The sequence below is a fragment of the Sphingobium terrigena genome (genome assembly GCF_003591655.1).
Classification (GTDB): Bacteria; Pseudomonadota; Alphaproteobacteria; order Sphingomonadales; family Sphingomonadaceae; genus Sphingobium; species Sphingobium terrigena.
The window spans coordinates 212703-238846 of record NZ_QVRA01000005.1; the positions used below are offsets into that span (position 1 = coordinate 212703).

General features: G+C 62.5%; 29 protein-coding genes. 11 read left to right on the plus strand and 18 right to left on the minus strand.

What is annotated here, in order from left to right; translation table 11 throughout:
* Positions 1–87: 87 nt before the first annotated feature.
* Entirely contained in the window at positions 88–573 is a 486-nt protein-coding gene (locus tag D0Z70_RS07745; RefSeq protein ID WP_119745038.1) for a GreA/GreB family elongation factor, read from the plus strand.
* 212 nt (positions 574–785) lie between these two features.
* Here the strand turns inward: D0Z70_RS07745 and D0Z70_RS07750 are convergent, their stop codons facing one another.
* The 6 genes from D0Z70_RS07750 to aspS form a co-directional block, all read right to left on the minus strand.
* Positions 786–2390 (minus strand): GMC family oxidoreductase, encoded by a 1605-nt coding sequence (locus tag D0Z70_RS07750; protein WP_119745040.1) that lies wholly within the window; start codon positions 2388–2390, stop codon positions 786–788.
* Between the two features lie 76 nt (positions 2391–2466).
* Positions 2467–2652 (minus strand): hypothetical protein, encoded by a 186-nt coding sequence (locus tag D0Z70_RS07755; protein ID WP_006957563.1) that lies wholly within the window; start codon positions 2650–2652, stop codon positions 2467–2469.
* A gap of 79 nt (positions 2653–2731) precedes the next feature.
* Positions 2732–3514, minus strand: coding sequence for a polyphosphate kinase 2 family protein (locus tag D0Z70_RS07760; protein ID WP_119745042.1), 783 nt, complete (start codon positions 3512–3514; stop codon positions 2732–2734).
* A gap of 1 nt (position 3515) precedes the next feature.
* Positions 3516–3899, minus strand: coding sequence for a type II toxin-antitoxin system VapC family toxin (locus D0Z70_RS07765; protein WP_119745044.1), 384 nt, complete (start codon positions 3897–3899; stop codon positions 3516–3518).
* On the minus strand, positions 3896–4267 hold the full coding sequence (locus tag D0Z70_RS07770) for a hypothetical protein (protein WP_119745046.1): 372 nt from the start codon (positions 4265–4267) through the stop codon (positions 3896–3898). The genes D0Z70_RS07765 and D0Z70_RS07770 overlap by 4 nt, the downstream gene beginning before the upstream one ends.
* 36 nt (positions 4268–4303) lie before the next feature.
* Positions 4304–6088, minus strand: a complete 1785-nt coding sequence (aspS, locus tag D0Z70_RS07775; protein ID WP_119745048.1) for an aspartate--tRNA ligase — start codon at positions 6086–6088, stop codon at positions 4304–4306.
* Positions 6089–6213: 125 nt separating this feature from the next.
* On the opposite strand from aspS, the gene rnd reads away from it, so the two are divergent.
* From rnd to D0Z70_RS07795, 4 genes are all read left to right on the plus strand, one after another.
* Positions 6214–7380, plus strand: a complete 1167-nt coding sequence (gene rnd, locus D0Z70_RS07780) for a ribonuclease D (RefSeq protein WP_119745050.1) — start codon at positions 6214–6216, stop codon at positions 7378–7380.
* 165 nt (positions 7381–7545) lie between these two features.
* Entirely contained in the window at positions 7546–7857 is a 312-nt protein-coding gene (locus D0Z70_RS07785; RefSeq protein WP_119745052.1) for an I78 family peptidase inhibitor, read from the plus strand.
* A 100-nt stretch (positions 7858–7957) separates the two neighbouring features.
* A complete protein-coding gene (locus tag D0Z70_RS07790; RefSeq protein WP_119745054.1) occupies positions 7958–8347 on the plus strand; it encodes a nuclear transport factor 2 family protein in 390 nt (129 codons plus the stop codon).
* Between the two features lie 324 nt (positions 8348–8671).
* A complete protein-coding gene (locus tag D0Z70_RS07795; protein ID WP_119745056.1) occupies positions 8672–9082 on the plus strand; it encodes an SMI1/KNR4 family protein in 411 nt (136 codons plus the stop codon).
* Positions 9083–9111: 29 nt separating this feature from the next.
* On the opposite strand, the gene D0Z70_RS07800 is transcribed toward D0Z70_RS07795, so the two are convergent.
* The 5 genes from D0Z70_RS07800 to D0Z70_RS07820 form a co-directional block, all read right to left on the minus strand.
* On the minus strand, positions 9112–9384 hold the full coding sequence (locus tag D0Z70_RS07800; RefSeq protein WP_119745058.1) for a hypothetical protein: 273 nt from the start codon (positions 9382–9384) through the stop codon (positions 9112–9114).
* Positions 9385–9448: 64 nt separating this feature from the next.
* Positions 9449–9991: a pseudouridine synthase gene (locus D0Z70_RS07805; protein WP_119745060.1), complete on the minus strand. Its 543-nt coding sequence runs from the start codon at positions 9989–9991 to the stop codon at positions 9449–9451.
* A gap of 3 nt (positions 9992–9994) precedes the next feature.
* Positions 9995–11131, minus strand: a complete 1137-nt coding sequence (locus tag D0Z70_RS07810) for a cupin domain-containing protein (protein WP_119745062.1) — start codon at positions 11129–11131, stop codon at positions 9995–9997.
* 42 nt (positions 11132–11173) lie between these two features.
* Positions 11174–11857, minus strand: coding sequence for a hypothetical protein (locus D0Z70_RS07815; RefSeq protein WP_119745212.1), 684 nt, complete (start codon positions 11855–11857; stop codon positions 11174–11176).
* Positions 11858–12019: 162 nt separating this feature from the next.
* Positions 12020–12406: a PH domain-containing protein gene (locus D0Z70_RS07820; protein ID WP_119745064.1), complete on the minus strand. Its 387-nt coding sequence runs from the start codon at positions 12404–12406 to the stop codon at positions 12020–12022.
* Between the two features lie 145 nt (positions 12407–12551).
* Here D0Z70_RS07820 and D0Z70_RS07825 point away from each other — a divergent pair, with 145 nt between their 5' ends.
* From D0Z70_RS07825 to D0Z70_RS07835, 3 genes are all read left to right on the plus strand, one after another.
* A complete protein-coding gene (locus tag D0Z70_RS07825) occupies positions 12552–13106 on the plus strand; it encodes a nuclease (RefSeq protein WP_119745067.1) in 555 nt (184 codons plus the stop codon).
* 184 nt (positions 13107–13290) lie between these two features.
* Positions 13291–14325, plus strand: coding sequence for a sensor histidine kinase (locus D0Z70_RS07830; protein ID WP_119745069.1), 1035 nt, complete (start codon positions 13291–13293; stop codon positions 14323–14325).
* A 2-nt stretch (positions 14326–14327) separates the two neighbouring features.
* Positions 14328–14720, plus strand: a complete 393-nt coding sequence (locus tag D0Z70_RS07835; protein ID WP_119745071.1) for a response regulator — start codon at positions 14328–14330, stop codon at positions 14718–14720.
* On the opposite strand, the gene D0Z70_RS07840 is transcribed toward D0Z70_RS07835, so the two are convergent.
* The gene (locus D0Z70_RS07840; RefSeq protein ID WP_239018853.1) at positions 14711–15241 is read right to left on the minus strand and encodes a hypothetical protein; all 531 of its coding nucleotides are present in this window, start codon (positions 15239–15241) and stop codon (positions 14711–14713) included. The two genes, D0Z70_RS07835 and D0Z70_RS07840, sit on opposite strands and share 10 nt — an antisense overlap.
* Positions 15242–15308: 67 nt before the next feature.
* On the opposite strand from D0Z70_RS07840, the gene D0Z70_RS07845 reads away from it, so the two are divergent.
* Positions 15309–18518, plus strand: a complete 3210-nt coding sequence (locus D0Z70_RS07845) for a type ISP restriction/modification enzyme (protein ID WP_119745073.1) — start codon at positions 15309–15311, stop codon at positions 18516–18518.
* Positions 18511–18801, plus strand: coding sequence for a hypothetical protein (locus D0Z70_RS07850; protein WP_119745075.1), 291 nt, complete (start codon positions 18511–18513; stop codon positions 18799–18801). The genes D0Z70_RS07845 and D0Z70_RS07850 overlap by 8 nt, the downstream gene beginning before the upstream one ends.
* Before the next feature lies 1 nt (position 18802).
* Here the strand turns inward: D0Z70_RS07850 and lepA are convergent, their stop codons facing one another.
* Positions 18803–20611: a translation elongation factor 4 gene (lepA, locus tag D0Z70_RS07855; protein WP_119745077.1), complete on the minus strand. Its 1809-nt coding sequence runs from the start codon at positions 20609–20611 to the stop codon at positions 18803–18805.
* A 183-nt stretch (positions 20612–20794) separates the two neighbouring features.
* Here lepA and D0Z70_RS07860 point away from each other — a divergent pair, with 183 nt between their 5' ends.
* Positions 20795–21565, plus strand: a complete 771-nt coding sequence (locus tag D0Z70_RS07860) for a CsgG/HfaB family protein (RefSeq protein WP_182913891.1) — start codon at positions 20795–20797, stop codon at positions 21563–21565.
* Between the two features lie 42 nt (positions 21566–21607).
* Here the strand turns inward: D0Z70_RS07860 and D0Z70_RS07865 are convergent, their stop codons facing one another.
* The 5 genes from D0Z70_RS07865 to rplO all read right to left on the minus strand — a co-directional run bounded on the left by D0Z70_RS07865 (position 21608) and on the right by rplO (position 26115).
* Complete coding sequence (locus D0Z70_RS07865) at positions 21608–22639, minus strand: acyltransferase family protein (RefSeq protein WP_119745081.1); 1032 nt, start codon at positions 22637–22639, stop codon at positions 21608–21610.
* Positions 22640–22749: 110 nt separating this feature from the next.
* The gene (locus tag D0Z70_RS07870) at positions 22750–23283 is read right to left on the minus strand and encodes an ATPase (protein ID WP_119745216.1); all 534 of its coding nucleotides are present in this window, start codon (positions 23281–23283) and stop codon (positions 22750–22752) included.
* 37 nt (positions 23284–23320) lie between these two features.
* Positions 23321–23977, minus strand: coding sequence for an adenylate kinase (locus D0Z70_RS07875; RefSeq protein WP_119745218.1), 657 nt, complete (start codon positions 23975–23977; stop codon positions 23321–23323).
* Positions 23978–24023: 46 nt separating this feature from the next.
* Positions 24024–25388 (minus strand): preprotein translocase subunit SecY, encoded by a 1365-nt coding sequence (gene secY / locus D0Z70_RS07880; RefSeq protein ID WP_119745083.1) that lies wholly within the window; start codon positions 25386–25388, stop codon positions 24024–24026.
* Positions 25389–25581: 193 nt separating this feature from the next.
* Positions 25582–26115: a 50S ribosomal protein L15 gene (rplO, locus tag D0Z70_RS07885; protein ID WP_119745085.1), complete on the minus strand. Its 534-nt coding sequence runs from the start codon at positions 26113–26115 to the stop codon at positions 25582–25584.
* Between the last annotated feature and the right edge of the window lie 29 nt (positions 26116–26144).

Consider the following 26144-nt stretch of genomic DNA (forward strand, 5'->3'; position numbering starts at 1 on the left):
GTTCTGCTGAGCCGCAGGTGAAGCACCTTCGCTCCGCTCAGGCGAGGGCTTCGACAAGCTCAGCCCGAACGGTTATGGGATAGACGGATGACCACCCCGTATCCCAATTATATCTCGCCCGAAGGCTTCGCCAAACTGCGCGCCGAATATGACCATCTGCTGGGCGTCGAGCGGCCCGCGATCGTCGAGGTGGTGAGCTGGGCGGCGGGCAATGGCGACCGGTCCGAAAATGGCGACTATCTTTATGGCCGCAAGCGGATGCGGGAAATCGACTTCCAGCTGAAACGCCTGTCGAAGAAGATGAAGGACGCCAGGGTCGTCGATGCCCGCGTTCAGCCGGACAAAGCCCGCGTCTATTTCGGCGCGACCGTTACCATCGCCGACGAGGATGACAATCATCGCACCGTCACGCTGGTCGGCGATGACGAAACCGATATCGATGCAGGCCGGATCGGCTGGTCCTCCCCTATCGCCCGCGCGCTGCGCGGCGCAGCGGTGGGCGACCTGCGCCGTGTGATGCTGCCGTCGGGCGAGAAGGAATATGAGGTGACGGGGATTACATATCCGGGGTGACAATCCCTAAATCTCCCCTGCAAGGGCAGGGTAATCGCATAAGAACACTCGTCATTTAACTTCGTCATGCTGAACTTGTTTCAGTATCCATCATGCCCCAAAAGCCACCGTTCAGAACGAGAAATGGATCCTGAAACAAGTTCAGGATGACGATGAAGGAGGGGACAGTTTCATATGTGATACCCTGCCTGCAACGGGACAATCAGCACACCCTACCCCCGCCCCAGCACCATCGCCGCTGCCTTTTCCGCGATCATCATCACCGGCGCATTGGTGTTGCCCGATGTGATCGTGGGCATCACCGACGCATCGACCACGCGCAGACCGTCAATGCCATGCACCCGCAACTGCGCATCCACGACTGCGCGCGCCCCCGTGCCCATCGCGGCGGTGCCGACGGGGTGGAAGATGCTGCTGGCGATTGCGCCGACGCCTTCCAGTATCGCCGCGTCATCCTGCCGATCCGAGCCGGGGCGAAATTCGCGCGGGGCATAGGGGGCCAGCGCGGCCTGGCCCACGATCGCGCGCGTCACCCGCACCGCCTCCACCGCGACCTGTTGGTCCTCGGCGGCTGACAGATAATTGGGCCGGATCGCGGGTGGGGCAGTCGGATCTGCTGACCCCACCCACACGCTCCCCCGGCTTTGCGGCCGTACATTGCAGACGCTGGCGGTGAAGGCGGGAAAGGGATCGAGCGCACCGCCGAAGGCGGCCAGGCTCAAGGGCTGGACATGATATTGCAGGTTTGCGGTCTCGAACCGTGGGCTGGATTTGACGAACAGCCCCAACTGGCTCGGCGCCATTGCCATCGGGCCGGACCGGCGGGCGAGATATTCCATCCCCATCCATGCCTTGCCCAGCAGCGATGACGCCCGCGCATTGAGCGTCACCGCGCCAGTGACTTGCCAGGCACAGCGTATCTGGAGGTGATCCTGCAAATTCTCGCCCACGCCGGGCAGGTGATGGACGCAATCGATGCCCAGCGCGGCAAGTTTGCTGCCGTCGCCAATGCCAGACCGCTGGAGGATGGCCGGTGATCCGATCGATCCTGCGCTCAGCAGCACTTCACCCTCCGCCCGCGCCTCGCACGCCTCACCGTCCAGCAGGAAGCGCACGCCGGTTGCGCGCCGGTCCTTGATGATCAGCCGGTCGATGCTGGCGCCGGTGACGACGCGCAGATTGGGTCGTTTCATTGCCGGGCGCAGGAACGCATCCGCCGCGCTCCAGCGCCGCCCGCGCTTCTGCGTTACCTCGAAATAGCCCGACCCCAGATTGTCGCCGCCGTTGAAATCATCGCTGTGCGGCACGCCATATTGCCGCGCGGCTTCGCGAAACTGCTCCAGCAAGTCCCAGCGCAGCCTTTGCCGCTCGACCCGTATCTCGCCGCCTGCGCCATGCGCGTCGCTTGGCCCGCCGAAATGATCCTGCGCGCGCTTGAAATAGGGCAGCACATCGTCCCAGCCCCAGCCGATATTGCCCGCCTGCCGCCAGCCATCATAGTCGCGCGCCTGACCGCGCATATAGATCATGCCGTTGATCGAGGAGGAGCCACCCAGCACCCGGCCACGCGGATAGCCGATCGACCGGCCACCCAGCCCCGCTTCCTCCTGCGTCTTGAGGCACCAGTCAGTGCGTGGATTGCCGATGCAATAGAGATAGCCGACCGGCACCTTGATCCACAGCCAGTCGTCCTTGCCGCCCGCCTCCAGCAGCAATACGCGGGTTGACGGGTTGGCGCTCAGCCGGTTGGCCAATACGCACCCCGCGCTGCCCGCGCCCAGGATGATATAGTTATAGGCGCCGAAATTGCGGGGCATAGCCTCTCCCTCTCCGCCCGCGACCATGGCGCGAAAAGGTCGCCCGTCGCAAGCCGGGCGGGCGATATGTCGCCCGCTAATCGTGCGGGCGCAGCGACCGGTTGAGGCTGTCCAGCACTTCGGCGATCGGTTCGGTCACGGTCACGCTGCGCCCTTCGCCAAAGCGGATGCGGGTGCCGTCATTGACCGACGAGACGAAGGTGACTTGCGACGCGTTGACGGCGGTTTCGGTGCGGTCAGTGCCCACGAACATGACGAGCATGGCTTCCTCTCCTTTTTATGGATGCACAGCCTATCGCCATTTGCGCGCGACGCCAGAGGGATTTGCAGTCAGCGGAAAATCAGGCCGGGCGGTAGCCAAAGGCGTCCTGCGCCAGCTTCACCACCGCCGGGTCAGCGACCGGAAAATCCATCGGCACCAGCGCCTCCAGCCGTTCCGCCACATAGGTGAGCGTGGCGATGCGGCCGCCCTTGCGGTGATTATTGTCGATGACATGCCAGGGCGCATGTTTCGTGTCGGTCTTTTTGAACATGGCGTGCATCGCGTCCAGATAGTCCGCGCGTTTCGCCCGGTTGCGATAATCGTCCGCGCCGGTTTTCCAGCGCTTCCACGGCACATCAAGTCGCTCGGCCAGTTGCTTGTCCTGCGTTTCCTGGGTGATGTGGACGAACAGTTTGACGATGTTCATGCCCGCGTCGATCTGCTGCTTTTCAAACGCATTGATCTCGTCATAGCCGCGCTTCCAGTCGGCCTTGCTGCAAAAGCCCTCGACCCGCTCCACCAGCACCCGGCCATACCAGCTGCGGTCGAAGATCGCGATATTGCCGCTGGCGGGCAGGCGCGTCCAGAAGCGCCAGAGGAAATGATGGTCGCGCTCCACCTCATTGGGGGCGGCGATGGGATGGACCTGATAATAGCGCGGGTCCCAGTCGGCCGACATCCGCTTGATGATGCCGCCCTTGCCCGCTGCGTCCCAGCCTTCCAGCAAGATGACGCTGCGGCGCTTGTGCAGGATATGCGCGACCTGAATCTTGGCCAGCCGCTGCTGGAGCGCGGCCAGCGTCGCGTCATAATCGCCGTCAAATTTCGGCGCGGATTCATGGGTCGCAAGGTCGATGGTCATATCAGCTGATTCCAATGCAGGGGACGCCGTAAGCCGTCATTTGCCGGTCGTTCGTCATCAGCGTGGCTCCTTCGGCCTGGGCCTGCGCCAGAATGAGGTGGTCAAAAGGGTCGCCATGGTGAAAGTCCAACATTTCGACCGCAGCGACATGCGCTGACGTGACGGCCAGCAAATCCACATTCTGTTCGCGCAAGACATCGGCAAAAGCAGAGCCAGGCAGATGCATCTTGCCAACCCGCCATTTGATGGTGATTTCCCAAAGGGACACTACGGACGCTAGGACCACATTTTGCGGGTTGGACAAGCGAAAACGCGCCTTTTGGCCCAAACGCGGACTATCCTCCAGCCACCAGATCAATATATGGGTATCAATAAGGAGCTTCATTTATACCAGTTTTTTGCGGCGTCCGTATCTTCGCCATATATGGCGTCCAAAAATCCTTCAGGCCATTCGTCCCAATCGTCCGCCATCTGGATCTTGCCCCGCAAGGCACCCGGCTGGCGCGGCTTGCCGTCCCGCGTATAGACCCATTTGCCATCGACCAGCCATGGCGGGCCGTCCGGCTGAACGACCTGCGCTGGCGGCGCCATATATGCCATCGGCATGTCCCGCACCTCCTGCGTTTCGCCTGCGTCGTTCAGGCTGGTCAGATAATCCTTCACCAGCGCCGATAGCGACGTGCCGAGTTCCGCCGCACGGATACGCGCCTTGCGGTGGGTTTCGTCATCCAGAGCGATGGTGACATTCTTCATGCCCCACGCAGTATCACAGTTTCACAGTAGCCGCAATCACCCCTTGGCCTGCGGCTCCACCACCCGGACATGCAGTTCGCGCAGCTGCTTGAACTCGGCGGCGCTGGGCGCGCCCATCAGCAGGTCCTCCGCCTTCTGGTTCATCGGGAACAGCGTGATTTCGCGCAGATTCTGCGCGCCGCACAGCAGCATCACGATGCGATCGACGCCTGCGGCCATCCCACCATGAGGCGGTGCGCCATACTGGAACGCGCGATAGAGGCCGCCGAAGCGATCCTCGACATCCTGTTGGGACAGGCCGACCAGCTCGAACGCCTTGACCATCAGTTCGGGCGACTGGTTGCGGATCGATCCCGACGCGATTTCGAACCCGTTGCAGACCATGTCATATTGGAACGCGTTGATGGTCAGCGGGTCCTGGTTGTTCAGCGCATCCAGCCCACCCTGCGGCATCGAGAAGGGGTTGTGCGCGAAATCGACCGACTTTGTGTCCTCATCATATTCGTAGAAGGGGAAGTCGACGATCCAGCACAGGTCGAACCGGTCCTTGTCGATGAGGTCGAGCGTTTCGGCCACGCGGGTGCGGGCGAGGCCTGCCAGCTTGGCGGCCTGCGCTTCCTTGCCAGCGGCGAAGAATACGCCGTCATTGGCACCAAGACCCAGCGCCGCGACCAGCTTGGCGGTCGCTTCCTCGCCATGATTCTTGGCGATCGGGCCGCCGGGAACGCCATCCTTGATGTTGATATAGCCAAGGCCCGAATAGCCCTCGCCCCGCGCCCAATTGTTCATTTCATCAAAGAATTTGCGGCTGCCAGCGCCAGCGCCCGGTGCGGGAATCGCGCGAATCACGCTGCCGCTCTCGACCAGCGAGGCAAAGATGCCGAAGCCCGACCCCACAAAATGATCGGTCACGTCCTGAATGATGATCGGGTTGCGCAGGTCCGGCTTGTCGCTGCCATATTTGAGCAACGCCTCGGCGTGCGGGATGCGCGGGAAGCTGCCTGCCGGGGTCACCGGCTTGCCGTCGGCAAATTGCTCGAACACCTGGGCGATCACCGGCTCCATCGTGTCCCACACTTCTTCCTGGGTGACGAAGCTCATTTCCAGATCGAGCTGGTAGAATTCACCCGGCAGCCGATCGGCGCGCGGGTCCTCGTCGCGGAAGCAGGGCGCGATCTGGAAATAGCGGTCGAAACCCGCGACCATCAGCAACTGCTTATATTGCTGCGGCGCCTGCGGCAGGGCGTAGAATTTGCCCGCATGGATACGGCTGGGCACCAGAAAGTCGCGCGCGCCTTCCGGGCTGGACGCGGTCAGGATCGGCGTCGAATATTCGGTGAAGCCAGCCCCTTCCATGCGGCGGCGCATGTCCGAAATGATTTTCGTGCGCTTGACGATATTGGCGTGCAGCGTCTCGCGCCGCAGGTCGAGGAAGCGGTAACGCAGGCGGATATCTTCGGGATAGTCCTGCTCGCCTGCCACCGGCAGCGGCAGTTCCGCCGCCGTGGACAGCACGGTCACCGCGTCGGCGACGACCTCGATCGTCCCGGTTTCCATCTTGGGATTGGTCGCTTCGGGACCGCGCGCCACGACCGCGCCGTCGATCGTCACCACTGATTCGAGCCGCAGCCCCTCCAGCACGGCCAGCGCGTCGCTGTCCGCCTTCGCCACCACCTGGGTAATGCCATAATGGTCGCGCAGATCGACGAACAGCACCCCGCCATGATCGCGCTTGCGATGCACCCAGCCGGACAGGCGCACGGCCGTGCCGACATCGGCTTCACGAAGGGCGCCGCAGGTGTGGGTGCGATAGGCGTGCATGGCGTTTTGGTCTTTCAGCTTCGTTTTACGGAAATGACAAAGCCCTGACGGCAGGCTATGGGCATAAGGTCACTACGACCAGCCCGCCAGGGAGCGGGCCTGCCCATAATAAGATCGATGACCATATGCAAATCCATCCGCTGATTACCGACAGCAAGACACTTTCCGATTTTTGCGCCCGCATCGCCAAATCCCCCTATGTCGCCATCGACACGGAATTCATGCGGGAAAACAGCTATTGGCCCGAACTCTGCCTGATCCAGGTGGCCGACGCCCATGAAGCCGCCGCCATCGACCCCAAGGCACAGGGAATAGATCTGAAGCCGCTACTCGACCTGATGGTCGATAATGAGGATGTGCTGAAAATCTTTCATGCCGGCGGGCAGGACATTGAGATTGTCCACAACCTGACCGGCAAGACCCCGCATCCGATGTTCGATACGCAGATTGCAGCGATGGCATTGGGGCTGGGCGAACAGATTGGCTATGGCAATCTGGTCGAGGCATGGCTGGGCGTGCAGCTGGACAAGGGCGCGCGCTTTACCGACTGGGCGCGCCGTCCGCTCGACAAGCGCCAGATCGACTATGCGATCGGCGACGTCACCTACCTTATCCAGATTTTCCCCAAGATGCTGGAAGAATTGCGCAAGACCGGGCGCGGCGACTGGCTGGACCAGGAAATGGAGCGGATCAGCGATCCGAGCCATTATGAGACGCTGCCCGAAGATGCGTGGAAGCGCGTCCGCATCGCCAGCAAGAAGGCCGATGTGCTGGGTCGCCTGAAAGCGCTGGCGGCGTGGCGCGAGATTGAGGCGCAGGAGAAAAATCTGCCGCGCGGCCGCATCGTCAAGGATGAGACGCTGGCCGACATTGCCAGCCACCCGCCGCGCACGCAGGAGGATCTGGGCAAGGTGCGCGGCCTGTCCGCAACCTGGCGCACCAATGACATCGGCGCCCGGCTGATGGCGGCGCTCGGCAAGCAGCAGCCGCTCGGCAAGGATGAAATGCCCGACCGCGAGCCGCGCCGTCCGGGGCTGGGCAAGGATGGCGCGCTGGTCGCGGACCTGCTCAAGCTGCTGCTCAAGATCCGGTCGCGCGACATCAATGTCGCATCGCGTTTGCTGGCGCGGAGCGATGACATCGAAGCGCTGGCGGCGGGGGTGCGGAGCGACCTCTCGATCCTGGAAGGCTGGCGTTACGAACAATATGGCCGTGATGCGGTCGATCTGGTTGAGGGGCGACTTGCCTTCGCGGTCAAGGGCGGGCGGCTGAAGATGACGCGGACGGAGTAAACAAAACCCGTTCGTCCTGAGTAGCCATTGAGCGAAGTCGAAATGGCGTATCGAAGGATGCGTATGCGCGCCATGCTTCGATACGGGCCTTCGGCTTCGCTCAGTCCCTACTCAGCACGAACGGTGTTTGGATAAGGCAACCTATCTATGCGACAGTTCCCAGCCATGTTTCTCGGATCAGCTTTACTTCTGTCGGCATGTCAGACCGCCGATATCGAACGTCGCGCAGAAGCACCCGCTATGCCCGGAAATTGCGACCCGAACGGCCTCGTGCATTTTGTTGGAGACGTTGCAGTCGAACGCTTCATCGGGCAAAAGGCGAGCGCGGAAAGCGGCGCGGCGCTGCTGGCCGCATCGGGTGCCAGGACGCTGCGCTGGGGCGGCCCCGGCATGGCGATGACGATGGACTTCCGCCCCGACCGGCTGACCGTCAGCTATGACGAGGCGATGCTGATCACATCCGCGCGCTGCGGATAAGCCCACCCGTGTTCCCGCGCAGGCGGGAACCCAGTCCCACGCGCCGAACTGGGCTACCGCCTGCGCGGGAGCACAAAGCGATGACATCGAAAGCCCCGCCATGACCGCGACCGCCGACCTCGCCATCCGCATGGCCCGCGCGACCTTCAACCGCGCACTGGCCGACGCGAACCTCAGCGCGATCGGTCCGCTGCTCGCCCCCGATGCCGTGCTGGTCGCCGGCACCGACAGCGCGCTCATCACCGGGCGCAAGGCCCAACTCCTCGCCTGGAAACGCGAATTCGCGGCCAAGGAGCGCCTCATCTACACCCGCACGCCCGACACGATCCTTGTGTCGCCGGTAGAACCCATCGCCATGGAACAGGGCCACTGGCAGGGCGTGGCGAGCGGCAGCGGTGCAACGCTGGCGTCCGGCACCTACAGCGCGAAATGGCGCGAGATCAGCGGCGCATGGATGATCGAGGCGGAGATTTTCCTGACGCTGGCGTGATGAAACAGGGCACACAAGTTGCCGCTTAGAGCGTGATGACTTTATCTTGATCCGTTCGTTTCGAGCGAAGTCGAGAAACGTGGCGAGCAGGTTTCTCGACTTCGCTCGAAACGAACGGATGTTGGGATTTCGACCTCAAGTCATCAGATTCTAAAGCGCCGCCACGCACTCAACCCACCCCGTCATTCCCGCGCAGGCGGGAACCCATGCCTCGCCATACGACTCGATTGCGGGATGCAAAATGGGTGGGAAGGCGACTGTCCGGTTTAGGTTGCGCATGATCGGCATGCAGACAATTATGCGAGGTCATAAAGGGGGGCTGCGATGCTTGAAGGGCGAGATTGGTATGCTGTGAGTGGAGCGACAGCAGAGGCCTTGACACAGCTACGAATGGTCGCTCCGGAAAGCCTGCCGGCACGGTATCTCAATCTGCTTGCCTTTAGCGATGGCGGAGAGGGGCCTTTGGCAGTTCAGCCTTACAACCTCTGCTTGGACTCAGCGATGACCGTAGCGGAGACAATCAACAGCGAGAATAACGGCCAAGCTGATCTGCAAGGCTTCCTCATCTTCGGTAGCAATGGCGGCGGAGAATATCTGGCGTTCGACACCCGTGAGGAAGCGCCTTGGCCTGTCGTTGTTATCGATATGGTAGCGGGCGGGAATAGCGCCTCGGTTATTGCACCTGACTTTGATGCATTTTATGACCGGATAGGGTTCGAGGCAGAGGTGGCTTAAACGTCCACTTTTGGTCGACACCTGCGGAGTTATGCTGAGCGCACAAAGTTGCTCAGGATCAGCCGGTTTTCCACCATCCCACTCCAACACCATACTCCGGAAAGGCCTGCGACAGCCGTCAGGTCATCTTTTCCTGCGGCGGCGGTGTAGGCGATCAAGAGAGCATCGTCTCCCATCGGCCTCTCGCGCGCCACAACCTCACTCCACGCAATGAGCGCTTGTTGCTCGTCGGGAGCATGAACCTGTGAAAGATATGTTCCGCCATCAAACTCGCACATGATCGTGAAAAGCTGATTGGCCATGACATCAGGTTAGCGTCCGCTTCTGGCCAAAGCAATTGGCGCGATCAATGGCAATTCTGATCGTTCACCCCACCTCGCGCCAATCCCCCTGCGCTACCCCCTCCAGCGTCCATTCGCCGATCGCCCAGCGCACCAGCCTGAGCGTGGGATGCCCCACCGCCGCCGTCATGCGGCGCACCTGCCGGTTCTTGCCCTCACGGATGGTCAGGCTGATCCAGCAGTCGGCCACGGTCTTGCGGAAGCGCACCGGCGGGTCGCGGGGCCAGAGCGCCGGGTCGTCGATCCGTTCGACCTCGGCGGGCAAGGTCCGTCCGTCCTTCAGCGTCACCCCGCGCCGCAGCGCATCGAGCGCCGCCTCGTCCGGTTCGCCCTCCACCTGCGCCAGATAGGTTTTGGGCATTTTGAAGCGGGGGTCGGCGATCCGCGCCTGCAAGCGCCCGTCGTCGGTCAGCAGCAGCAGCCCTTCGCTATCCGTGTCCAGCCGCCCGGCGGGATAGACGCCCGGCACATCGACAAAATCCTTGAGCGTCTGCCGCTCCGGGCCATTGTCTTCGGGGGTGAACTGGCACAGGACGTTGAAGGGTTTATTGAACAATATCAGCGTCATGGCCTAAAATTCTTCCTCAAATGCCAGGCTGCCCTGATGGACCAGCGCGGTGAGCAACGTCAGCCCGGCATCGGACGGGTCGACCGTCACATGATCCTGCGCGCAGATCATCTCGGCCAACGCCGCCATGTCGCCCGCACAATCGAAACATTCGCCATCGACGAACAGCAGCAGCCCCTCGCCCTGCCGCACGAAGGAAAAGCGGCTCGCGGGATTGCGGCACAGCGCCGCGCCCTGCGCCAGCATCGCCGCGACATCGCCCGCTTCCATCGGCTCTTCGGGTCGCCAGTCGGTGTCGGGATATTTGGGGCTGCTGCTATACTGGCCGAACCAGCGGGCAAAGGCGTCGCGGTCAGCCAGCGCCGCTGTCACCAGCCCGTGCAGCCGGTCGATCGCGGCGGGGGCAATTTCGCCCGGATTGGCCTGCCGCGCCAGATCGGGGTCGGCATAGCGATCCTCGTCCGGCATGGCGTCCACCAGCACCTCGGACCAATGTTCGACCAGCTCGGCGCGCGACGGCGCGCGGAAGCCGACCGAATAGGTCATGCAATCATCGCCCACCGCGACGCCATGATGCGCCACGCGCGGCGGCACATAGAGGATGTCGCCCGGCTCCAATATCCATTCCTGAACGGCCACGAAATCGGCAAGCAGGCGCAGATCGTCATGCGGCAAAAGCGGCGTGGCGGAATCGCACAGGCCACCCACCTGCCAGCGGCGGCGGCCCAGCCCCTGCACCAGAAACACGTCATATTGGTCGAAATGCGCGCCCACCCCGCCGCCATCGGTGGCGTAGCTGACCATGACATCGTCGATCCGCCAGTTGGGGACGAAACGGAACGGGTCGATCAGCGCCGCGACCTGCGGCACATGATGATCCACCGCCTGCACCAGCAAAGTCCAGGGCCGACCGCCCAGCTGGCCAAAGCGGGTTTCGGGCAGCGGCCCGCTCTCCATCGCCAGCCGATCGTCGCCCAGCGTGATCAGCCGCGATTCGACGCCCTCCTCGCACGCCAGCCCCGCCAGCTCGTCCGGCTCCAGCGGATTGCGCCACTCTCCCCACGGGTTGCGGATCAAAAGCGGCTTCTTCTGCCAATAGTCGCGCAGGAACAGGGTGGGATCGAAATGGGAAAGCTGCATCACCAGCCCTTGCCCCTATCCGCCCCCGCTGTCAAAAAAACCCTACATCTCCAGCCCGATCAGCGTCCCGCTGCTGATGCGGTCGACATAGCGTTTGCCGTCAATCTCCAGCCAGTCGGGCGTCACTTCCAGCCGCCGTCCGCGGATGGTGGTGCGCAGATGTTCCACCGCGATCCGGTTGCGCGCGACGATGCGCAGCACCGCAAGGCCATCGCCCCGCGACGCCATCATCGAATAGCGGTCGCCGCGCAGCAGGAAGTGCCAGCTGCCATCGGTGGGCAACCATTCATTGCCGTCGATCACCTGCACCGGCTCGCCATCGGGCGCGCCCAGCCGCACGCTGATCCGCGTCGCGCCATTGGTGCGGCGGGGCGGGGCGAAGATCAGGATCGGCTCGCCCTCCAGCGTGATCGGGATCGGCGTGTCGCGCAGCAGCCGCGATCCGCCGACGATCAGGTGCGGCAACTCGGCGGAAAAGGGCAGCCGGTCGCGCGCGAAATGGCGCTGGCGCACTACGGGATTGGCGTGGAAACTCTGCACCTGCGTCGCGGTCAGCCGCCCTTCCTCGACCAGTCCGTGACAGGTCGGGCACAGCAGGGTCGCGCCATTGCTGTCGGGCAAGCCCAGATAGCGATAGATGGTCACGCCGCACCGCACACAGGCAAAGCCACAGGCCTGCCTTATGTCCGCGCGCTGCTCGGCCGTCAGTTCCGTCAATGACGGCATCACTCGCAAGCCCATGCAGACGACCCCTTGTCCGCGCCGCACCACATGATGCGGCCCGGCGTTGCTGTTTCTGGCGTCCTCTGCGTCTGGGAACTCTGCCGGTCCCTCAATCTGCTATCGTTGAAATATATGCGCCAAAGTCAAGGGGTAGCGTGCAGCACCCTATCTCTGCGGCAACAGGTCCAGGTTGCGCGCGGCGGCAATGGCGCGGATGCGGCCGGGTCGCGGCATATTCTTGATCGCGATTTCGGCGACATCGCCCGCGCTGAACAGCTCGACATGGCCAACGTCAAAGATACGCTGGCCCAGGCTTTGCGTAATCCGCACGCTGCGAATGCTCGACAGCGCGACCTGCGTCCGCTGCTTGGCCAGCAGCCCTCGCTCCATCAGCACCTCGCGCTCGCTCAGCGCCAGCCGCTCCCCCTTGTGCATCACCCACCACACCGCAATGGCCAGGATGCCGACCACCGACACCAGCAGCAGCGTGAACAGTACGGGATGCGCCCGGAACATCGCGGGATGCTCATCATATAACCAGCCCTCGCTCATGCCGCCTCCTGCGTCGGGAACGCGCCGGTTTGACCATGCCCCCGCGCCATCGTCAAGCCGACGATCCCGCAATCCGCGCCGGGTTGGTTAACGAAATATTCGTGAAAGATCGGCTAAACATACACAGAATAGTGGAAAACCGATCATGGCACGTAACCTCTACGACCTGGGCGATCGCACACCCGACCCGTCGGGCGCCTGGCTGCATGACAAGCAGGAAAGCCGCACCCGCATCGTGCCGGTGGGCATCATCCTGGTCGCGCTGCTGATCGCGGGCGGTGCCATATTGCTGTTCCAGGATATATTGCCCGCCCCCGGCGGCACCAAGGTCGTTGGGCCGATGACCATTTCCGAACGGTTCGAGACCTGCGACGACCTGACCGGCGAAGCCTGCATCCTGTCGGCGGGCAGCTATGCCTATAAGGGGAAACGCTATCGCGTGGCCGACATCAGCATCCCCAGCCAGAGCGACGCGAAATGCCCGGCCGAAGCAGAACTGGCGCAGCAGGGCCGCACCGCGCTGGCCGCGATGATGAACGGCGGCGCGTTCGACGCCCGGCCCGATCCGATAGATCCCGACCCGTCGGCCAGACTGCTGGTGCGCGATGGCGTGTCGCTGGGCCAGTTGATGATCCTCAAGGGCCATGCCCAGCCCTGGTCGCCCAAGCCGATCAACTGGTGCGCGGGCGAGGACGTCTGACGGCTGTATTTCCGCCTCTGTCAGACCGCCAAAGCTAGCGCACCGAATTGATGCACCTAAAAGGCTGCGCCGTGCTAAACATCCGGGGCAAAGCCACGGATGCTGGCTTTATGCCTACAGCATGGCATTATATCCAGGATACGGCTTTCGCCCCGCGAGCCTCTGGTTTCCGAAGGCTTCGGCCATGGAATTTTTTACGGCTTCTCCGCCAGACTCAACGCACAGCCTGGGATTGGCTATCGTCCGATCCTCCAGCACGCCGCTCCTGCTGCTCGATGATCAACTGGTCGTCCTGGCGGCCAGCGATACATTCTGCATGGCGTTCGGGCTGCGGACCGACACGGTCGTGGGCATGGAGATTGCGACGCTTGGCGGGGGCGAGTGGGACATATTGCAGTTGCGATCGCTCCTGATCGCGACCCTGTCCGGCAACGCAGCGATCGACGCCTATGAACTGCTGTTGCATCGTCGCTCCGGCGACCTCAATCTCATCCTCAATGCAACGCTGCTCAACTATTCGGGCAGTGAGACGCGCCTGCTGCTGTCGGTCACGGACGTCACCGCCATCCGCCTGGCGGAGCGGCAAAAGGATGATCTTGTCCGCGAAAAAATGGTGCTGCTTCAGGAGTTGCAACATCGCGTCGCCAACAGCCTTCAGATCATCGCCAGCGTGCTGATGCAAAGCGCGCGCCGGGTCCAGTCGGACGAGGCGCGCACCCATCTCAACAATGCCCATCATCGCGTCATGTCGATCGCCACGCTGCAACGGCAATTGGCGACAACATCGGTCGGTGACGTGGCGCTGCGCCCCTATTTTACCGATTTGTGCAACAGTATCGGTGCTTCGATGATCGCCGATCCCCGTCGTCTGGCGATCACCCCGACGATTGACGAATCGACCACCACGGCAGACGTGTCGGTCAGCCTGGGCCTGATCGTGACCGAGCTGGTGATCAACGCGCTCAAACACGCCTTCCCGCGCAAGGTGCATAAGGGACTGATCACCGTGGGCTATGCGTCGAATGGGGAGGGATGGCAGCTGACTGTGGGCGACAATGGCGTTGGTATGCCCGCCAAGGACGCGGAGCCGGGCCTGGGCACGGGGATTGTCGAAGCCCTGTCCAAGCAGTTGCGGGCGACGGTGACCATCAGCGATGCCCGTCCCGGCACTTTGGTGTCGATCGTGCATCGCGCACAGCGCAGCACCGGGGACGCTTGACCATGACGACCGCGCCAACCGCGCCGCTATTACTCTATGTGGAGGATGAGATCCTCATTCAGGACATGCTCGTGTCCGCCCTTGAAGAAGCCGGCTTTGAGCTGCTGGTGGCGGATAACGGCATGCAGGCGCTGGACGTACTGGCCGCGCAAGCCGGCCGACTGGACGGCATCATCACCGACATCAATCTGGGCGACGGGCCGGAAGGCTGGCACGTTGCCCGGAAAGCGCGCGAATTGCTCAACATGCTGCCTATCGTCTATGTCAGCGCCGCCAGTGATCATGAATGGTTTTCAAAGGGCGTTCCCAACAGCATCATGATCGCCAAGCCCTTCGTCCCCGCGCAGGTCGTGGTGGCGATTTCGTCGCTGCTGACGGTTTCAGGTCAGGGCTGATAAGGGCGACTCACCCCCCTGCTCCGCACCGCCGCCAGCACATCGCCCGCCAGCCGCGCATAGTCGGCGCAGGCGGTCTGCATCGCCGCGCCGCCGTCACCGTCGCGCAAGCCGCCATAGCAATGCCGGTTTTGCGACGCGCGCATCATGCGCAGCCGCCCGCGCTCAACGCCTGCCAGCCCCAATTGCTTGCCTGCCCGACGCCAGGCTTCCGCCGCGCTGAAAATCCGCCGCCCCGGATGGACGCCGGGGTCAGCGCCAGCCCCCGCGCCCAGCCGGTCGATCCGCTGCGCCTCGACAATCATGTCGGTCAGGAACAGGTCCAGTTCGCGCAGGCCATTGCCGATCAGCCTGGCGGGCATCGCCCCCCGCCGCCGTGCCGCTGCATCGGAGCACAGGCCCCAAGACATGCCATTGGCGAGAAACGCCGCCGCCCGCTCGATCCGGTCCAGTTGGCCGGTCAGGGCGGCGTGAGGATCGGTCAGTTCTCGTCTCCGATACGCAGCGCGACTTCCCTTCATTTGGAAAGCTCATGCATATCTTGCCAATCAACGGCCAGCAAGGCACTGCTTTCCTGCTGGGGGACATATGACCGTAGAACATTTACAAAGCTATGCTCGGACCATTCGGCAACGCCTCCTGGCAAATCCGGCGACGCCCGAAACCGGCCTTGCGCCAGCGTTCCAGACGTTGCTCGACGCGCTGCTGCCGCTGTTGCCGGCCGTACCTGCCCTGACCGTATCGCCGGAATATCGTAATCCCGGCGTCGGACGGCCCGACATTGCCCTGATCCGTCCCGGCCAGCCTCCCAGAGCGTTCATTGAACTCAAGGCACAGAGTAAATCCGCCAATCCGGAACGGTGGCGCGATGCCCATGACAAACGGCAATATGAGCGGCTGAAGGAACTGACGGCCTGGGCGACGTCCAATTTCGCTGAGTTTCGCCTCTTTGCGCGGGCAGCCCTGCTGGGCGAGGCCATTATCGTGCCCAAACGCGCGCTCGATCCTGCAACGCCGGACGCAACGGCCGACCGGCTGATTGCCGATCATGACAGCGCCCCGTTCCTGGCCCTTCTGGCGCAACTCGCCCGTGCCGATGCACCCGCCGCCCGCAACGCCGAACATCTGGCCGAACTGCTTGCCCATTCGGCGCGACTGGTGCGCGCGACGGTGGAGGAGCGGCTGAGCGAACTTCATGCGCAGCCGAACCATCCGCTGATGATGGTCCGCAACACCTTTCGCAACGTGCTTTACGCCCATCCCGAAGTCGGCGGCTATTCGTCCAGCGATTTCGATACGCTCTTCTCCTCCGCCTTTGCCCAGACGCTGGCCTTTGGCCTGTTGCTGGTGCGCGAGGCAACGAATGGCGAGGTCGGACAGGACGCCTGGACCCATATGCCCGATGAGCATCCGCTGATGCGCGCCGCGCTGCGGGTGCTGAGCGAGGCGGAAGTCAGGCAGGAATTTGACATTGCGTTCGACATCATGTGCGACACGGTCAACAGTTTCGGGTTGGAGATATTGGCGCTACGGCCCGACGGGCGCGACCCGATTCTCTATTTCTATGAAGATTTCCTCCAGACCTTCGATCCTGTCGCGCGCGACCGTTATGGCGTCTATTATACGCCGATCGAGGTTGTCCGATACATGACCGGCGCGCTTGACCGGGCGCTGCGCGACAATTTGGGGACGCAAGGACTGATCGATCCCGCCGTCCATATTCTCGATCCCGCCACTGGCACCGGCACATTCCTGCTGGGCGTGGCGGAACGGGTGCGCAATCAGGCGATGGCGCGCAACGGTGGTGTAGAGGCATCGATGGTGCTGCGCGACCTGGCCGATCGCATGTACGGGTTTGAACTGCTGGTCGGTCCCTATGCCGTGGCCCATTATCGCCTGCACCATGCCCTGCGCGTCCGCCCGGCCGATGAGGGGGAGGATGCGCCGCAGCCGGTACATCTGCCGCGGCTGGGCATCTATCTGGCCGACACGCTGGCCGAACCCAATGCCGTTACGCCGATCGGCAATCTGGGTATTCAGGGCATCCCGATCGATGAGGAGCGCGCCGCCGCCAACCGGATCAAGGCGCAGCAGCCGATATTGGCGATCATCGGCAACCCGCCCTATAAAAGGCTGGAGGAAGGCGAAAATGCCACGCTGGTCGGCCGCTGGATGGATGATCTGTGGGACGATCTGAAAGCCCCCGTCCGCGATACGGGCAATGGCGGGCAACTCAATACCTTTCCCGAATTTTCCGTCGCCTTCTGGCGATGGGCGATGTGGAAATTGTTTGAAGCGGAAAATGCGCCCCGACGCGGCATCATCGCCTTCATCACCAACCGCAAATTCCTGACCGGATGGCCCTATGCCGGGTTGCGCCAGATGATGCGCCAGCGTTTCGACCGGATCGAGGTGATCGACCTGCGCGGGGATGTGCGCGCCGGGCCGCGCGGCGATGTGGCCGATGACCAGGGTGTGTTCAACATCATGGTGGGCACCTGCATAACCCTGGCGATCGCGGACGGTAGCAAGGCCGAGGGCGCGTTGGCCGATATCAGCTATACCGACAGTTGGGCACAGGGCATGTTCAACCGGCGCGCCAAGCTGGACTGGCTGACGGCGGGATCGGACCGGGGTAGTCTGGACGATGGCGTAGCGATCGACCGACCGGGGCTGGACGACTGGCGACCCGCACCGTTCGAAAATGGCGAATGGCTGTCGGTTCGGGAGGCGTTTGCATTTTCGCTTAGCGGTCTCCAGACAAAGCGGGATCATTTCGTCTATAGCCCTGATCGGGCGACACTGATCGAGCGCATAAGGCATTTCAAGACATTGGGAGAGGTCGCCGCGCGCAAATTGTTCCATGATTCGCGTGACCGGAAATGGAACAGCGCCAGCGCCATTCCGCTGGATGAGGCGCATGTTCGGCGTGTTTCCTACCGGCCTTTGGATCATCGATTTCTCTACAATCATCGCGCTTATGGGGATTTTCTCCGCCCCGCCCTGCAAGAAGCATGGGGCGACGAAAATGTCGGACTATACACTATGCCATTCGGGATCGGGGCCGGGCCTTCGGTCTGGTGTCATGGCTCATTGCCTGACTATCATGCATTTAGTGGCCGAGGCGGCTACGCCTTCCCGCTCCACGACCGGCGGGCCGGGCCGGATGCGTCCAACCTCAACCCGATATTGGTCGCTGCGCTGAGCACCGCCTATGGCGCAGCGCAACGCCCGCAGGATGTGTTCGACGCGATATTATGCCTGTTGTCGGCCAACAGCTATACGCGCCGCTTTGCCGAGGATCTGGAGGACGCCTTTCCCCACATTCCCTTTCCCGCCGACCCGGCTGTCTTTGCCAATGCCGTCGCCATTGGCCGCGAGATTCGCGCGTTGGAGGCATTCCAACGGGCTCCGGCGGACGCTTTCTGCCCGCGCGGTTTCTGCCATCTGGCCAGCGAACCCCATGGCGACGTCATCGCGCCAACATGGCGCGAGGGCGAGATCATATTGGGGAGCAACGGCACCGGTCGCCTGACGGGGATAGCCGAATCTGTGTGGCGCTTCACCGTCAGCGGCTATCCGGTTCTGCGCCGCTGGGTCGAGGGGCGAAAGGGCAGCCCCGCGACATTGGCCGTCGTGCGCGAGCTGCGCGACGTGGCGGCGCGGATCGCCGAACTTATCCACTGGTTTGACGCAGCCGACCTTGTCTTGAACGCGACACTGGAGGATATGTTGACCCGTGAGGAATTGGGGTTCGCGGTAGCGGCACCACCAGCAACGGAAGAAGAAGATGTCTGATCTGTTTGGCGATGGCCAGTTCAGCCTGTTCGGCGAGACTGGCGACCGGATGTCCAATCCGCAGCAGGCCAGCATGGTGCCCGACCCCGATCAGGTGCGCCAGCGCCTCCATGCCCTGCTGGACACAGCCCGTAACGCCCGGACCATGCCCTGGACGGAAAAAAAGGCCCGCGTCTGGCAGATCGTCTTTCCCAACATGGCCAACTGGCTGCCCGAAGCCGAAGCGGATCAACTGCGCTTTGAATTTTCGCGGGAAATCGAACGGCTCAAGAAAGCGGCCTAAGCTACCCCTCATCCCCCATCCGCAGCGCGGCAATAAACGCTTCCTGCGGAATCTGGACGGACCCATACTCCCGCATCCGCTTCTTGCCTTCCTTCTGCTTGTCGAGCAGCTTTTTCTTGCGGCTGATGTCGCCGCCATAGCATTTGGCGGTCACGTCCTTGCGCATCGCCGCGATGGTTTCGCGGGCGATCACCTTGCCGCCGATCGCGGCCTGGATCGGGATTTTGAACAAATGGCGGGGGATCAGGTCTTTCAGCCGCTCGCACATGCCGCGTCCGCGCGATTCGGCGGTGCCGCGATGGACGATCATGCTCAGCGCATCGACCGGCTCTGAATTGACCATGATGCTCATCTTGACGAGGTCGCCCTCGCGATAACCGATCTGGTGATAGTCGAAGCTGGCATAGCCCCGGCTGATGCTCTTCAAACGGTCGTAGAAATCGAACACGACTTCGTTGAGCGGCAGTTCATAGGTCACCTGCGCGCGGCCGCCGACATAGGTCAGGTTCTTCTGGATGCCGCGCCGGTCCTGGCAGAGTTTCAGGATGGAGCCGAGATATTCGTCAGGGCAATAGATGATCGCCTCGATCCACGGCTCCTCAATCTCGTCAATCTTGGTCGGATCGGGCATGTCGGCGGGGTTGTGCAGCTCGATCTCGCCCGCGCCATAGGTGAGCTGGATCTTGTACACCACCGACGGCGCGGTGGTGATGAGGTCGAGGTCATATTCGCGCGTCAGCCGCTCCTGGATGATCTCCAGATGGAGGAGACCCAGGAACCCGCAGCGGAAGCCGAAGCCCAGCGCCGCGCTGCTCTCCATCTCGAAACTGAAGCTGGCGTCGTTCAGGCGCAGCTTGCTGATGGAGTCGCGCAGCTTGTCGAAATCATTGGCGTCGACCGGGAACAGGCCGCAAAACACCACCGGCTGGACTTCCTTGAAGCCCGGCAGCGGTTTCAGCGCGCCATTCTTCACCGTGGTGATGGTGTCGCCAACGCGGGTTTCGGTGATGTCCTTGATCTGCGCGGTGATGAAGCCGATCTCGCCGGCGGCCAGTTCGGGCAGCGCCTCGATCTTGGGGCGCATACAGCCCACCCGGTCGATCAGATGTTCGGTGCCGCCGATCATGAATTTGATCGCCTGACCCTTTTTGATCACGCCATTGACGACACGGACCAGGATGACGACGCCCAGATAAGGGTCGTACCAGCTGTCCACCAGCATCGCCTCCAGCGGGGCGTTGCGGTCGCCCTTGGGCGGCGGGATTTTCTTGACGATGGCTTCGAGTATCTCGTCGATGCCGATGCCCGATTTGGCGCTGGCCAGCACCGCTTCGGATGCGTCGAGACCGATGACATCCTCGATTTCCTTGCGCACCTTTTCCGGTTCCGCGGCGGGCAGGTCGATCTTGTTGAGGACCGGCACGATCTCATGATCATGCTCGATCGACTGGTAAACATTGGCCAGCGTCTGCGCTTCCACGCCTTGCGCCGCGTCCACGACCAGCAGCGCACCTTCGCACGCGGCAAGGCTGCGGCTGACCTCATAGGCGAAGTCGACATGCCCCGGCGTGTCCATCAGGTTCAGCTCATAGGTCTGGCCATCCTTGGCGACATAGTCCAGGCGCACCGTCTGCGCCTTGATCGTGATCCCGCGCTCCTTTTCAATGTCCATATTATCAAGGACTTGGGCGCTCATCTCGCGGTCGGTCAGGCCGCCGGTCCGCTGGATCAGCCGGTCCGCCAGCGTGGACTTGCCATGGTCGATATGGGCGATGATCGAAAAGTTACGGATGTGGCTAAGCTCAGTCATTGCGCGCCGATAGCAGGTGTCATCGGCCCTGTCAGCAGGATCGCGAAAGCCCCGTCCGATAAGATGACAATGGCCGTCACGCTGGCCCGCTCCGCTTGGAAGCGTAACAGCGCTATGATATGGTCAGGCAAAATAGCGGGGCGCGCACAAATTCAGATCAAGCAACAAACGGGGTTCTTGAAAATGCGTGTATTTAAGAGGGTGACAGCAGCGGCGCTCTGTCTGGCGCTGGCCGCGCCGCAAGCCATGGCCGCCGACAAGGGATCGTCCGGTCGTCAGGCCCAGACGAAAAAGCAGATGGAAATTCCCCGCTGCACCAAGCGCCTGGGCACCGTCGCGATCGTCGAGCCGGACAATCAGTGGTGGCGTGAGCTGAATCTGGGCAGCCCCGAAGCGATCATCAAGCTGTTCGTCCAGCAATCGGGCTGTTTCGGCATCGTCAATCGCGGCCGATCTATGGCCAGTCGCAATCTGGAACGCGCGATGGCGGATTCGGGCGAATTGCAGGACGGCAGCAATCTGGGCAAGGGTCAGGTCAAGGCGGCGGACTACTTCATCCAGCCTGACATTGTGACCACCAACAAGAATAGCGGCGGCAATGCCTTTGGCGGGATGCTGGGCGGGATGCTCGGCGGCCGGATCGGCGGCGCGCTGCTCGGCGGCATCTCGATCAAGAAGAGCGAGGCCAATGTCATGCTGTCGGTGGTCAACGCCCGCACGACCGAAGAGGAAGTGATGGCGGAAGGCTATTTCCGCAAATCTGACCTGAGCTTTGGCGGCGGTGGCGGCCTTGGCTGGATGGGCGGTCTGGCGGCTGTTGGCGGCGGCGGTTACCAGAATACCGACATCGGTCAGGTGATCGTGCTTGCTTATCTGGACGCCTATACCAAGATGGTGACGCAGATGGGCGGCCTGCCTGAAAATGCGGCGGCGGCAGCGCCCGTCGCCAAGTAAAGTCAGCAAGGGCGCGGCCGATCCACTCGGCTGCGCCCTTTGTCATGCCGGGACGATGGCGATCGCTGCCCGTTCCCGCCGACGCTTCCACCAGCCCAATATCGCTTCCCCCGCTGGCCGTTCAACCACGCGGTTGATCGCTGTCCCCAAGAGCAGCGCGACGGCGAAGGCGGCAAAGAAGCCGATCCAGGGGCTATAGCCTGCCCTGGCCACCTCCAGCATGACAATGAAGCCGACATGCTGGTGGATGAGGTAGAAGGAATAGCTGATCCCGCCCAGCCAGACGAGCGGGCGCAGGCGCAGGACATGCAATCGCCCCGCAATCAGCGCCGCGAAGGCCGCGATCAGGACGCAGGCGACGATGGTGACGTCCCATGTCTCGATCGTCGCGACCGATGCCAGCGCCAGCAGCATATAGGGTAGCTGTTGCCCCCAGCTCCGCCGCCCGGCCCAGACGCGATAGGACAGCATCCCGATGACAAAGAAGGGCAGATAGCGCAGCACCAGCAGCATGATGATGCGTTCGGGCATGTCGGGCCAGGCGAAATAAAGCCAGCGCACCACCAGCCATAGCGCCAGCACTGGCTCCAGGCGCTTGAGGCCCGCGAACCGCCACAGCGCGATCATGCAGACATAGAAGCCAATCTCCACCGTCAATGTCCAATAGGCACCATCCACTTCGGGCATGAAGGCAAAGCCCTGCAACATGGTGAAGTTGGCGAGGATCGCGACCGGACCGATCAGCAATTGGGTCGCGTGGGCGAGATACTCGATCCCCAGCGTCGTCAACATCGCTACCAGATAGGCGGGATAGAGGCGGGCGAAGCGGTTGACGATGAAGTCCGCGACTGATCGTATCCGATCCAGCGTGAAGAAGATCGCAAAGCCCGAAATGGTGAAGAACAGCAGCACCCGGTAATTGCCGCCGGGGAAGCTGAAAGGGACATGGCTCGCCTGCGGAAACAGCTCGTGGAAGCGGGTCGAATAATGGAAGATCAGCACGCACAGTGCCCCGATGCCGCGCAAGGCGTCCAGCTCGGTCAGGCGAGTGGGGCGAGAAGGCGATCTGGTCATGCGGCGGCATAGCAACAAGGCAGCAATAAATCTGTTAACATCGTGGTTAACTATCGCGTCTTAACCCTCTTTTGTTGCTGATTGCTTGCCGGATCGCATCAGCCGGAGAGTCAGTGCGCCTCCGCGGCGCGTTTCAGGCCTTGCAACTGTTCGTTCAGCACCTGATCGACGATGGGCGCCATCGCGGCCGGGCCAGCGCGCAGATAGCCCCCCACCACATAGGTCATGATGACCTGAACCCCCTTGCCCGATGGCTGGATCGTAAAATCGAGCGTGCCAACGACGCCTTCGCTCTGAAGCGGTCCCAGTGCCGCCGACAGGCGCAACTGTTTGCCCGGCACGGCATAGATGACCCGGCCATGTTCAATACTGCCAGGCTTGCCGGACGGATCGGGGAGCGTTTCGCAAAAACAGCCGCCAGCGCGTGGGTCCAGCGTCATATTGGCCGAATCGCCGCTATAGGTGTGACTGTCATTCCACCAGCGACCGGGAACGCCAAGCAACGCATAGACTGCGCCAGCGTCCGCCGCGATCTCGACGCTGCTTTGCGTCGCAAAGCCAATCTCGCTGGTCGCCGTCACAGCAGAATGGGCTGGTGCAGCCATCGCCGCACCAGCCCATGCCAAAAGTCCAATCCTGCGCATCATGCCCTCCCCCTTTGCGTGCGGAGGGCAGTCTAGCTCAGGCGGCGTCGCCGTCCAAGATAGCGGCGATCGCGACGCTCACATCGTCCATGTCCGCCATGCCATCGACGCGCGACACGATGCCGCGCGCTTCGTAAATCGGCAGGATTGGCGCGGTCTTGGCGCGATATTCGGCCATGCGGGTGCGCACCGTTTCCTCATTATCGTCGGGACGACGCTTGAATTCGGTGCCGCCGCACTTGTCGCAGACGCCTTCGGCCTTGGGCGTCTTGAACGTGTCGTGATAGCCTTCGCCGCAGCTGGCGCAGGTGAAGCGGCCAGTGATGCGTTCGACCAGTGCGTCTTCATTGACTTCCAGTTCGACGACATGGTCGAGCGAACGGCTGCGCTGCTCCAATATGGCGTCGAGCGAATGAGCCTGCGCCTGCGTCCGCGGATAGCCGTCGAAAATGACCCCGGTGTCGGGGCTGAGCGCATCGAGCGCCTCGCCGATGATGCCGGATACGACTTCGTCCGGCACCAGCGCGCCGGCTTCCATCAAGGCCTTGGCCTGTAGTCCAACGGGCGTGCCCGCCTTCACCGCAGCGCGCAGCATGTCGCCAGTCGACAGCTGGACCATGCCCCGGCTTTCGACCAGACGGCTGGCCTGCGTCCCCTTGCCAGCGCCCGGAGGGCCAAGCAATATGATGTTCATCGCGCGCATTCTCCCCTGTTGTGCGCCCTTGGCCATTATGCGCCGATCAGCGCATACGGCCTTTCAGCTTCGCCTTCTTGATCAGATCCCCATATTGATGGGCGAGCAGATGGCTTTGAATCTGGGTCACCGTATCGACCGTAACATTGACAACGATCAACAAGCTAGTCCCACCAAGGTAGAATGGAATTCCCGCCCGTGCGATGGCGAATTCCGGCACCAGACAGATGAACGCCAGATAGGCCGCGCCAATCACCGTGATGCGCGTCAGCACATAATCCAGGTAATTTTCGGTATTCTTGCCCGGACGGATGCCGGGGATGAAGCCGCCATTGCGCTTGAGATTGTCAGCCGTCTCTTCCGGGTTGAACACCACGGCGGTGTAGAAGAAGCAGAAGAATATGATGCCCAGGCCATAAAGACCCATATAGACCGGGCTGCCGTGCGACAGATACTGGTTCAGCGTCAGCACGAAATCGCCCAGCCTGCTCTCACCGGCCACGGTCTGACCCGCAAATTGCGAGATGGTGAGCGGCATCAGCAGCAGCGAACTGGCGAAGATCGGCGGGATCACGCCTGCGGTGTTGACCTTGAGCGGCAAATGGCTGCGGTCCGCCTGCATCAGGCCCTGGCGCGTCTGGCGCTTGGGATATTGGATCAGGACGCGGCGCTGGGCGCGCTCCATGAAGCAGATCAGAAGGACCAGGCCGACCGCCATCACCATGATCAGGAAGATCAGCAGGCCCGAAATCGTGCCTTCGCTGCCCGACTTGAACAGGTTGCTGAGCGTTACCGGCAACTGGGCAACGATGCCCGCCATGATGATGAGCGACACGCCATTGCCGATGCCCCGCGAGGTGATCTGTTCACCCAGCCACATCAGGAACATGGTGCCGCCGATCAGCGAGACCACGGCGGTCAGGCGGAACAACATGCCCGGTTCGATGACGGCGGCCACGCCCGATTGCGCGCCAAAGCCTTCAAGCCCGACGGCAATGAAATAGCCCTGAACCGCGGTCAGGCCGACCGTGCCATAGCGCGTATATTGGTTGAGCTTCTTGCGCCCGCTTTCGCCTTCCTTCTTGATCGCCGCCAGCTTGGGCGACAGCGACGCGCCCAGCTGCACCACGATCGAGGCGGTGATATAGGGCATGACGCCGAGCGCGATCAGGCTCATGCGCGACAGGCTGCCACCGGAGAAGGTGTTGAAGATGTCGAGGATGCCGCCCTGCGTCTGGCTGTAAAGCTGCGACAGGGCCGTCGGATCGACGCCGGGCAGCGGCACGAAGCTGAGGAAACGGAACACGATCAGCGCGCCCAGCGTAAACCACAGGCGCTTCTTGAGGTCGGTCGCCTGGCTGAATTTCGCGAGGCTGAGATTGGATGCGAGCTGGTCGGCTCTCGATGCCATGGTGGCTGCCCTTCAAATCATGCGTGCCGGAGCGCCATGGCCCCGGAGCGGAATCGCTCATCCCTTAGCGGGACGGGTTAGCCGTGTCGAATGGGGAGTTGCCGCGCAAGCGACAAATAGCCCCCCAGATACGCACAGCCCCGCCGACCCATATCGGGCAGCGGGGCCATACATGCAAGTCTGGGACGGCGGTTTAGGCCTTCCGGGCAGCCTTGGCAGCGGCGAGCGCGGTGCCCTTCTTGGCCTTCGCCTTGTCGGCTGCGGCGACCACTTCGATCACCTCGACCTTGCCACCGGCCTTTTCGACCGCTTCCAGCGCGCCCTTCGACGCACCGGAGACCAGGAAGCTGACCTTGGCGGTCAGCTCACCCTTGGCGAGCAGACGGACGCCGTCCTTGCCACCACGGGCAAGCGAAGCAGCCTTGAGCGCGGCATGGTCGATGGTCGCGTTGGCGTCCAGCTTGCCGGCGTCGATCGCCTTCTGCACCGCGCCCAGGTTCACAATCGCAAAATCGCTGGCGAAAATGTTGTTGAAGCCGCGCTTCGGGATGCGCATGTGGAGCGGCATCTGGCCACCCTCGAACCCGTTGATGGCGACGCCCGAACGCGCCTTGGCGCCCTTCTGGCCGCGACCGGCGGTCTTGCCCTTGCCCGAACCGATGCCGCGTCCAACGCGCATACGGCCCTTGCGGGCGCCATCATTGTCACGGATGTCATTGAGTTTCATATCGTGCACTCGCTTTCGCTATGTTCGCG

What these genes read in the sequence shown, in the direction of transcription:
- D0Z70_RS07865 (WP_119745081.1), bottom strand. Translation starts at nt 22,639, where the DNA reads ATGACCAGATCGCCTTCTCGCCCCACTCGCCTGACCGAGCTGGACGCC.
- rnd (WP_119745050.1), top strand. Translation starts at nt 6,214, where the DNA reads ATGCAAATCCATCCGCTGATTACCGACAGCAAGACACTTTCCGATTTT.
- D0Z70_RS07745 (WP_119745038.1), top strand. Translation starts at nt 88, where the DNA reads ATGACCACCCCGTATCCCAATTATATCTCGCCCGAAGGCTTCGCCAAA.
- D0Z70_RS07800 (WP_119745058.1), bottom strand. Translation starts at nt 9,384, where the DNA reads ATGGCCAATCAGCTTTTCACGATCATGTGCGAGTTTGATGGCGGAACA.
- D0Z70_RS07875 (WP_119745218.1), bottom strand. Translation starts at nt 23,977, where the DNA reads ATGAACATCATATTGCTTGGCCCTCCGGGCGCTGGCAAGGGGACGCAG.
- aspS (WP_119745048.1), bottom strand. Translation starts at nt 6,088, where the DNA reads ATGCACGCCTATCGCACCCACACCTGCGGCGCCCTTCGTGAAGCCGAT.
- D0Z70_RS07850 (WP_119745075.1), top strand. Translation starts at nt 18,511, where the DNA reads ATGTCTGATCTGTTTGGCGATGGCCAGTTCAGCCTGTTCGGCGAGACT.
- D0Z70_RS07750 (WP_119745040.1), bottom strand. Translation starts at nt 2,390, where the DNA reads ATGCCCCGCAATTTCGGCGCCTATAACTATATCATCCTGGGCGCGGGC.
- rplO (WP_119745085.1), bottom strand. Translation starts at nt 26,115, where the DNA reads ATGAAACTCAATGACATCCGTGACAATGATGGCGCCCGCAAGGGCCGT.
- D0Z70_RS07785 (WP_119745052.1), top strand. Translation starts at nt 7,546, where the DNA reads ATGTTTCTCGGATCAGCTTTACTTCTGTCGGCATGTCAGACCGCCGAT.
- D0Z70_RS07845 (WP_119745073.1), top strand. Translation starts at nt 15,309, where the DNA reads ATGACCGTAGAACATTTACAAAGCTATGCTCGGACCATTCGGCAACGC.
- D0Z70_RS07790 (WP_119745054.1), top strand. Translation starts at nt 7,958, where the DNA reads ATGACCGCGACCGCCGACCTCGCCATCCGCATGGCCCGCGCGACCTTC.
- secY (WP_119745083.1), bottom strand. Translation starts at nt 25,388, where the DNA reads ATGGCATCGAGAGCCGACCAGCTCGCATCCAATCTCAGCCTCGCGAAA.
- D0Z70_RS07805 (WP_119745060.1), bottom strand. Translation starts at nt 9,991, where the DNA reads ATGACGCTGATATTGTTCAATAAACCCTTCAACGTCCTGTGCCAGTTC.
- D0Z70_RS07755 (WP_006957563.1), bottom strand. Translation starts at nt 2,652, where the DNA reads ATGCTCGTCATGTTCGTGGGCACTGACCGCACCGAAACCGCCGTCAAC.
- D0Z70_RS07835 (WP_119745071.1), top strand. Translation starts at nt 14,328, where the DNA reads ATGACGACCGCGCCAACCGCGCCGCTATTACTCTATGTGGAGGATGAG.
- D0Z70_RS07820 (WP_119745064.1), bottom strand. Translation starts at nt 12,406, where the DNA reads ATGAGCGAGGGCTGGTTATATGATGAGCATCCCGCGATGTTCCGGGCG.
- D0Z70_RS07860 (WP_182913891.1), top strand. Translation starts at nt 20,795, where the DNA reads ATGCGTGTATTTAAGAGGGTGACAGCAGCGGCGCTCTGTCTGGCGCTG.
- D0Z70_RS07795 (WP_119745056.1), top strand. Translation starts at nt 8,672, where the DNA reads ATGCTTGAAGGGCGAGATTGGTATGCTGTGAGTGGAGCGACAGCAGAG.
- D0Z70_RS07765 (WP_119745044.1), bottom strand. Translation starts at nt 3,899, where the DNA reads ATGAAGCTCCTTATTGATACCCATATATTGATCTGGTGGCTGGAGGAT.
- D0Z70_RS07830 (WP_119745069.1), top strand. Translation starts at nt 13,291, where the DNA reads ATGGAATTTTTTACGGCTTCTCCGCCAGACTCAACGCACAGCCTGGGA.
- D0Z70_RS07840 (WP_239018853.1), bottom strand. Translation starts at nt 15,241, where the DNA reads ATGAAGGGAAGTCGCGCTGCGTATCGGAGACGAGAACTGACCGATCCT.
- D0Z70_RS07760 (WP_119745042.1), bottom strand. Translation starts at nt 3,514, where the DNA reads ATGACCATCGACCTTGCGACCCATGAATCCGCGCCGAAATTTGACGGC.
- lepA (WP_119745077.1), bottom strand. Translation starts at nt 20,611, where the DNA reads ATGACTGAGCTTAGCCACATCCGTAACTTTTCGATCATCGCCCATATC.
- D0Z70_RS07870 (WP_119745216.1), bottom strand. Translation starts at nt 23,283, where the DNA reads ATGCGCAGGATTGGACTTTTGGCATGGGCTGGTGCGGCGATGGCTGCA.
- D0Z70_RS07825 (WP_119745067.1), top strand. Translation starts at nt 12,552, where the DNA reads ATGGCACGTAACCTCTACGACCTGGGCGATCGCACACCCGACCCGTCG.
- D0Z70_RS07810 (WP_119745062.1), bottom strand. Translation starts at nt 11,131, where the DNA reads ATGCAGCTTTCCCATTTCGATCCCACCCTGTTCCTGCGCGACTATTGG.
- D0Z70_RS07815 (WP_119745212.1), bottom strand. Translation starts at nt 11,857, where the DNA reads ATGCCGTCATTGACGGAACTGACGGCCGAGCAGCGCGCGGACATAAGG.
- D0Z70_RS07770 (WP_119745046.1), bottom strand. Translation starts at nt 4,267, where the DNA reads ATGAAGAATGTCACCATCGCTCTGGATGACGAAACCCACCGCAAGGCG.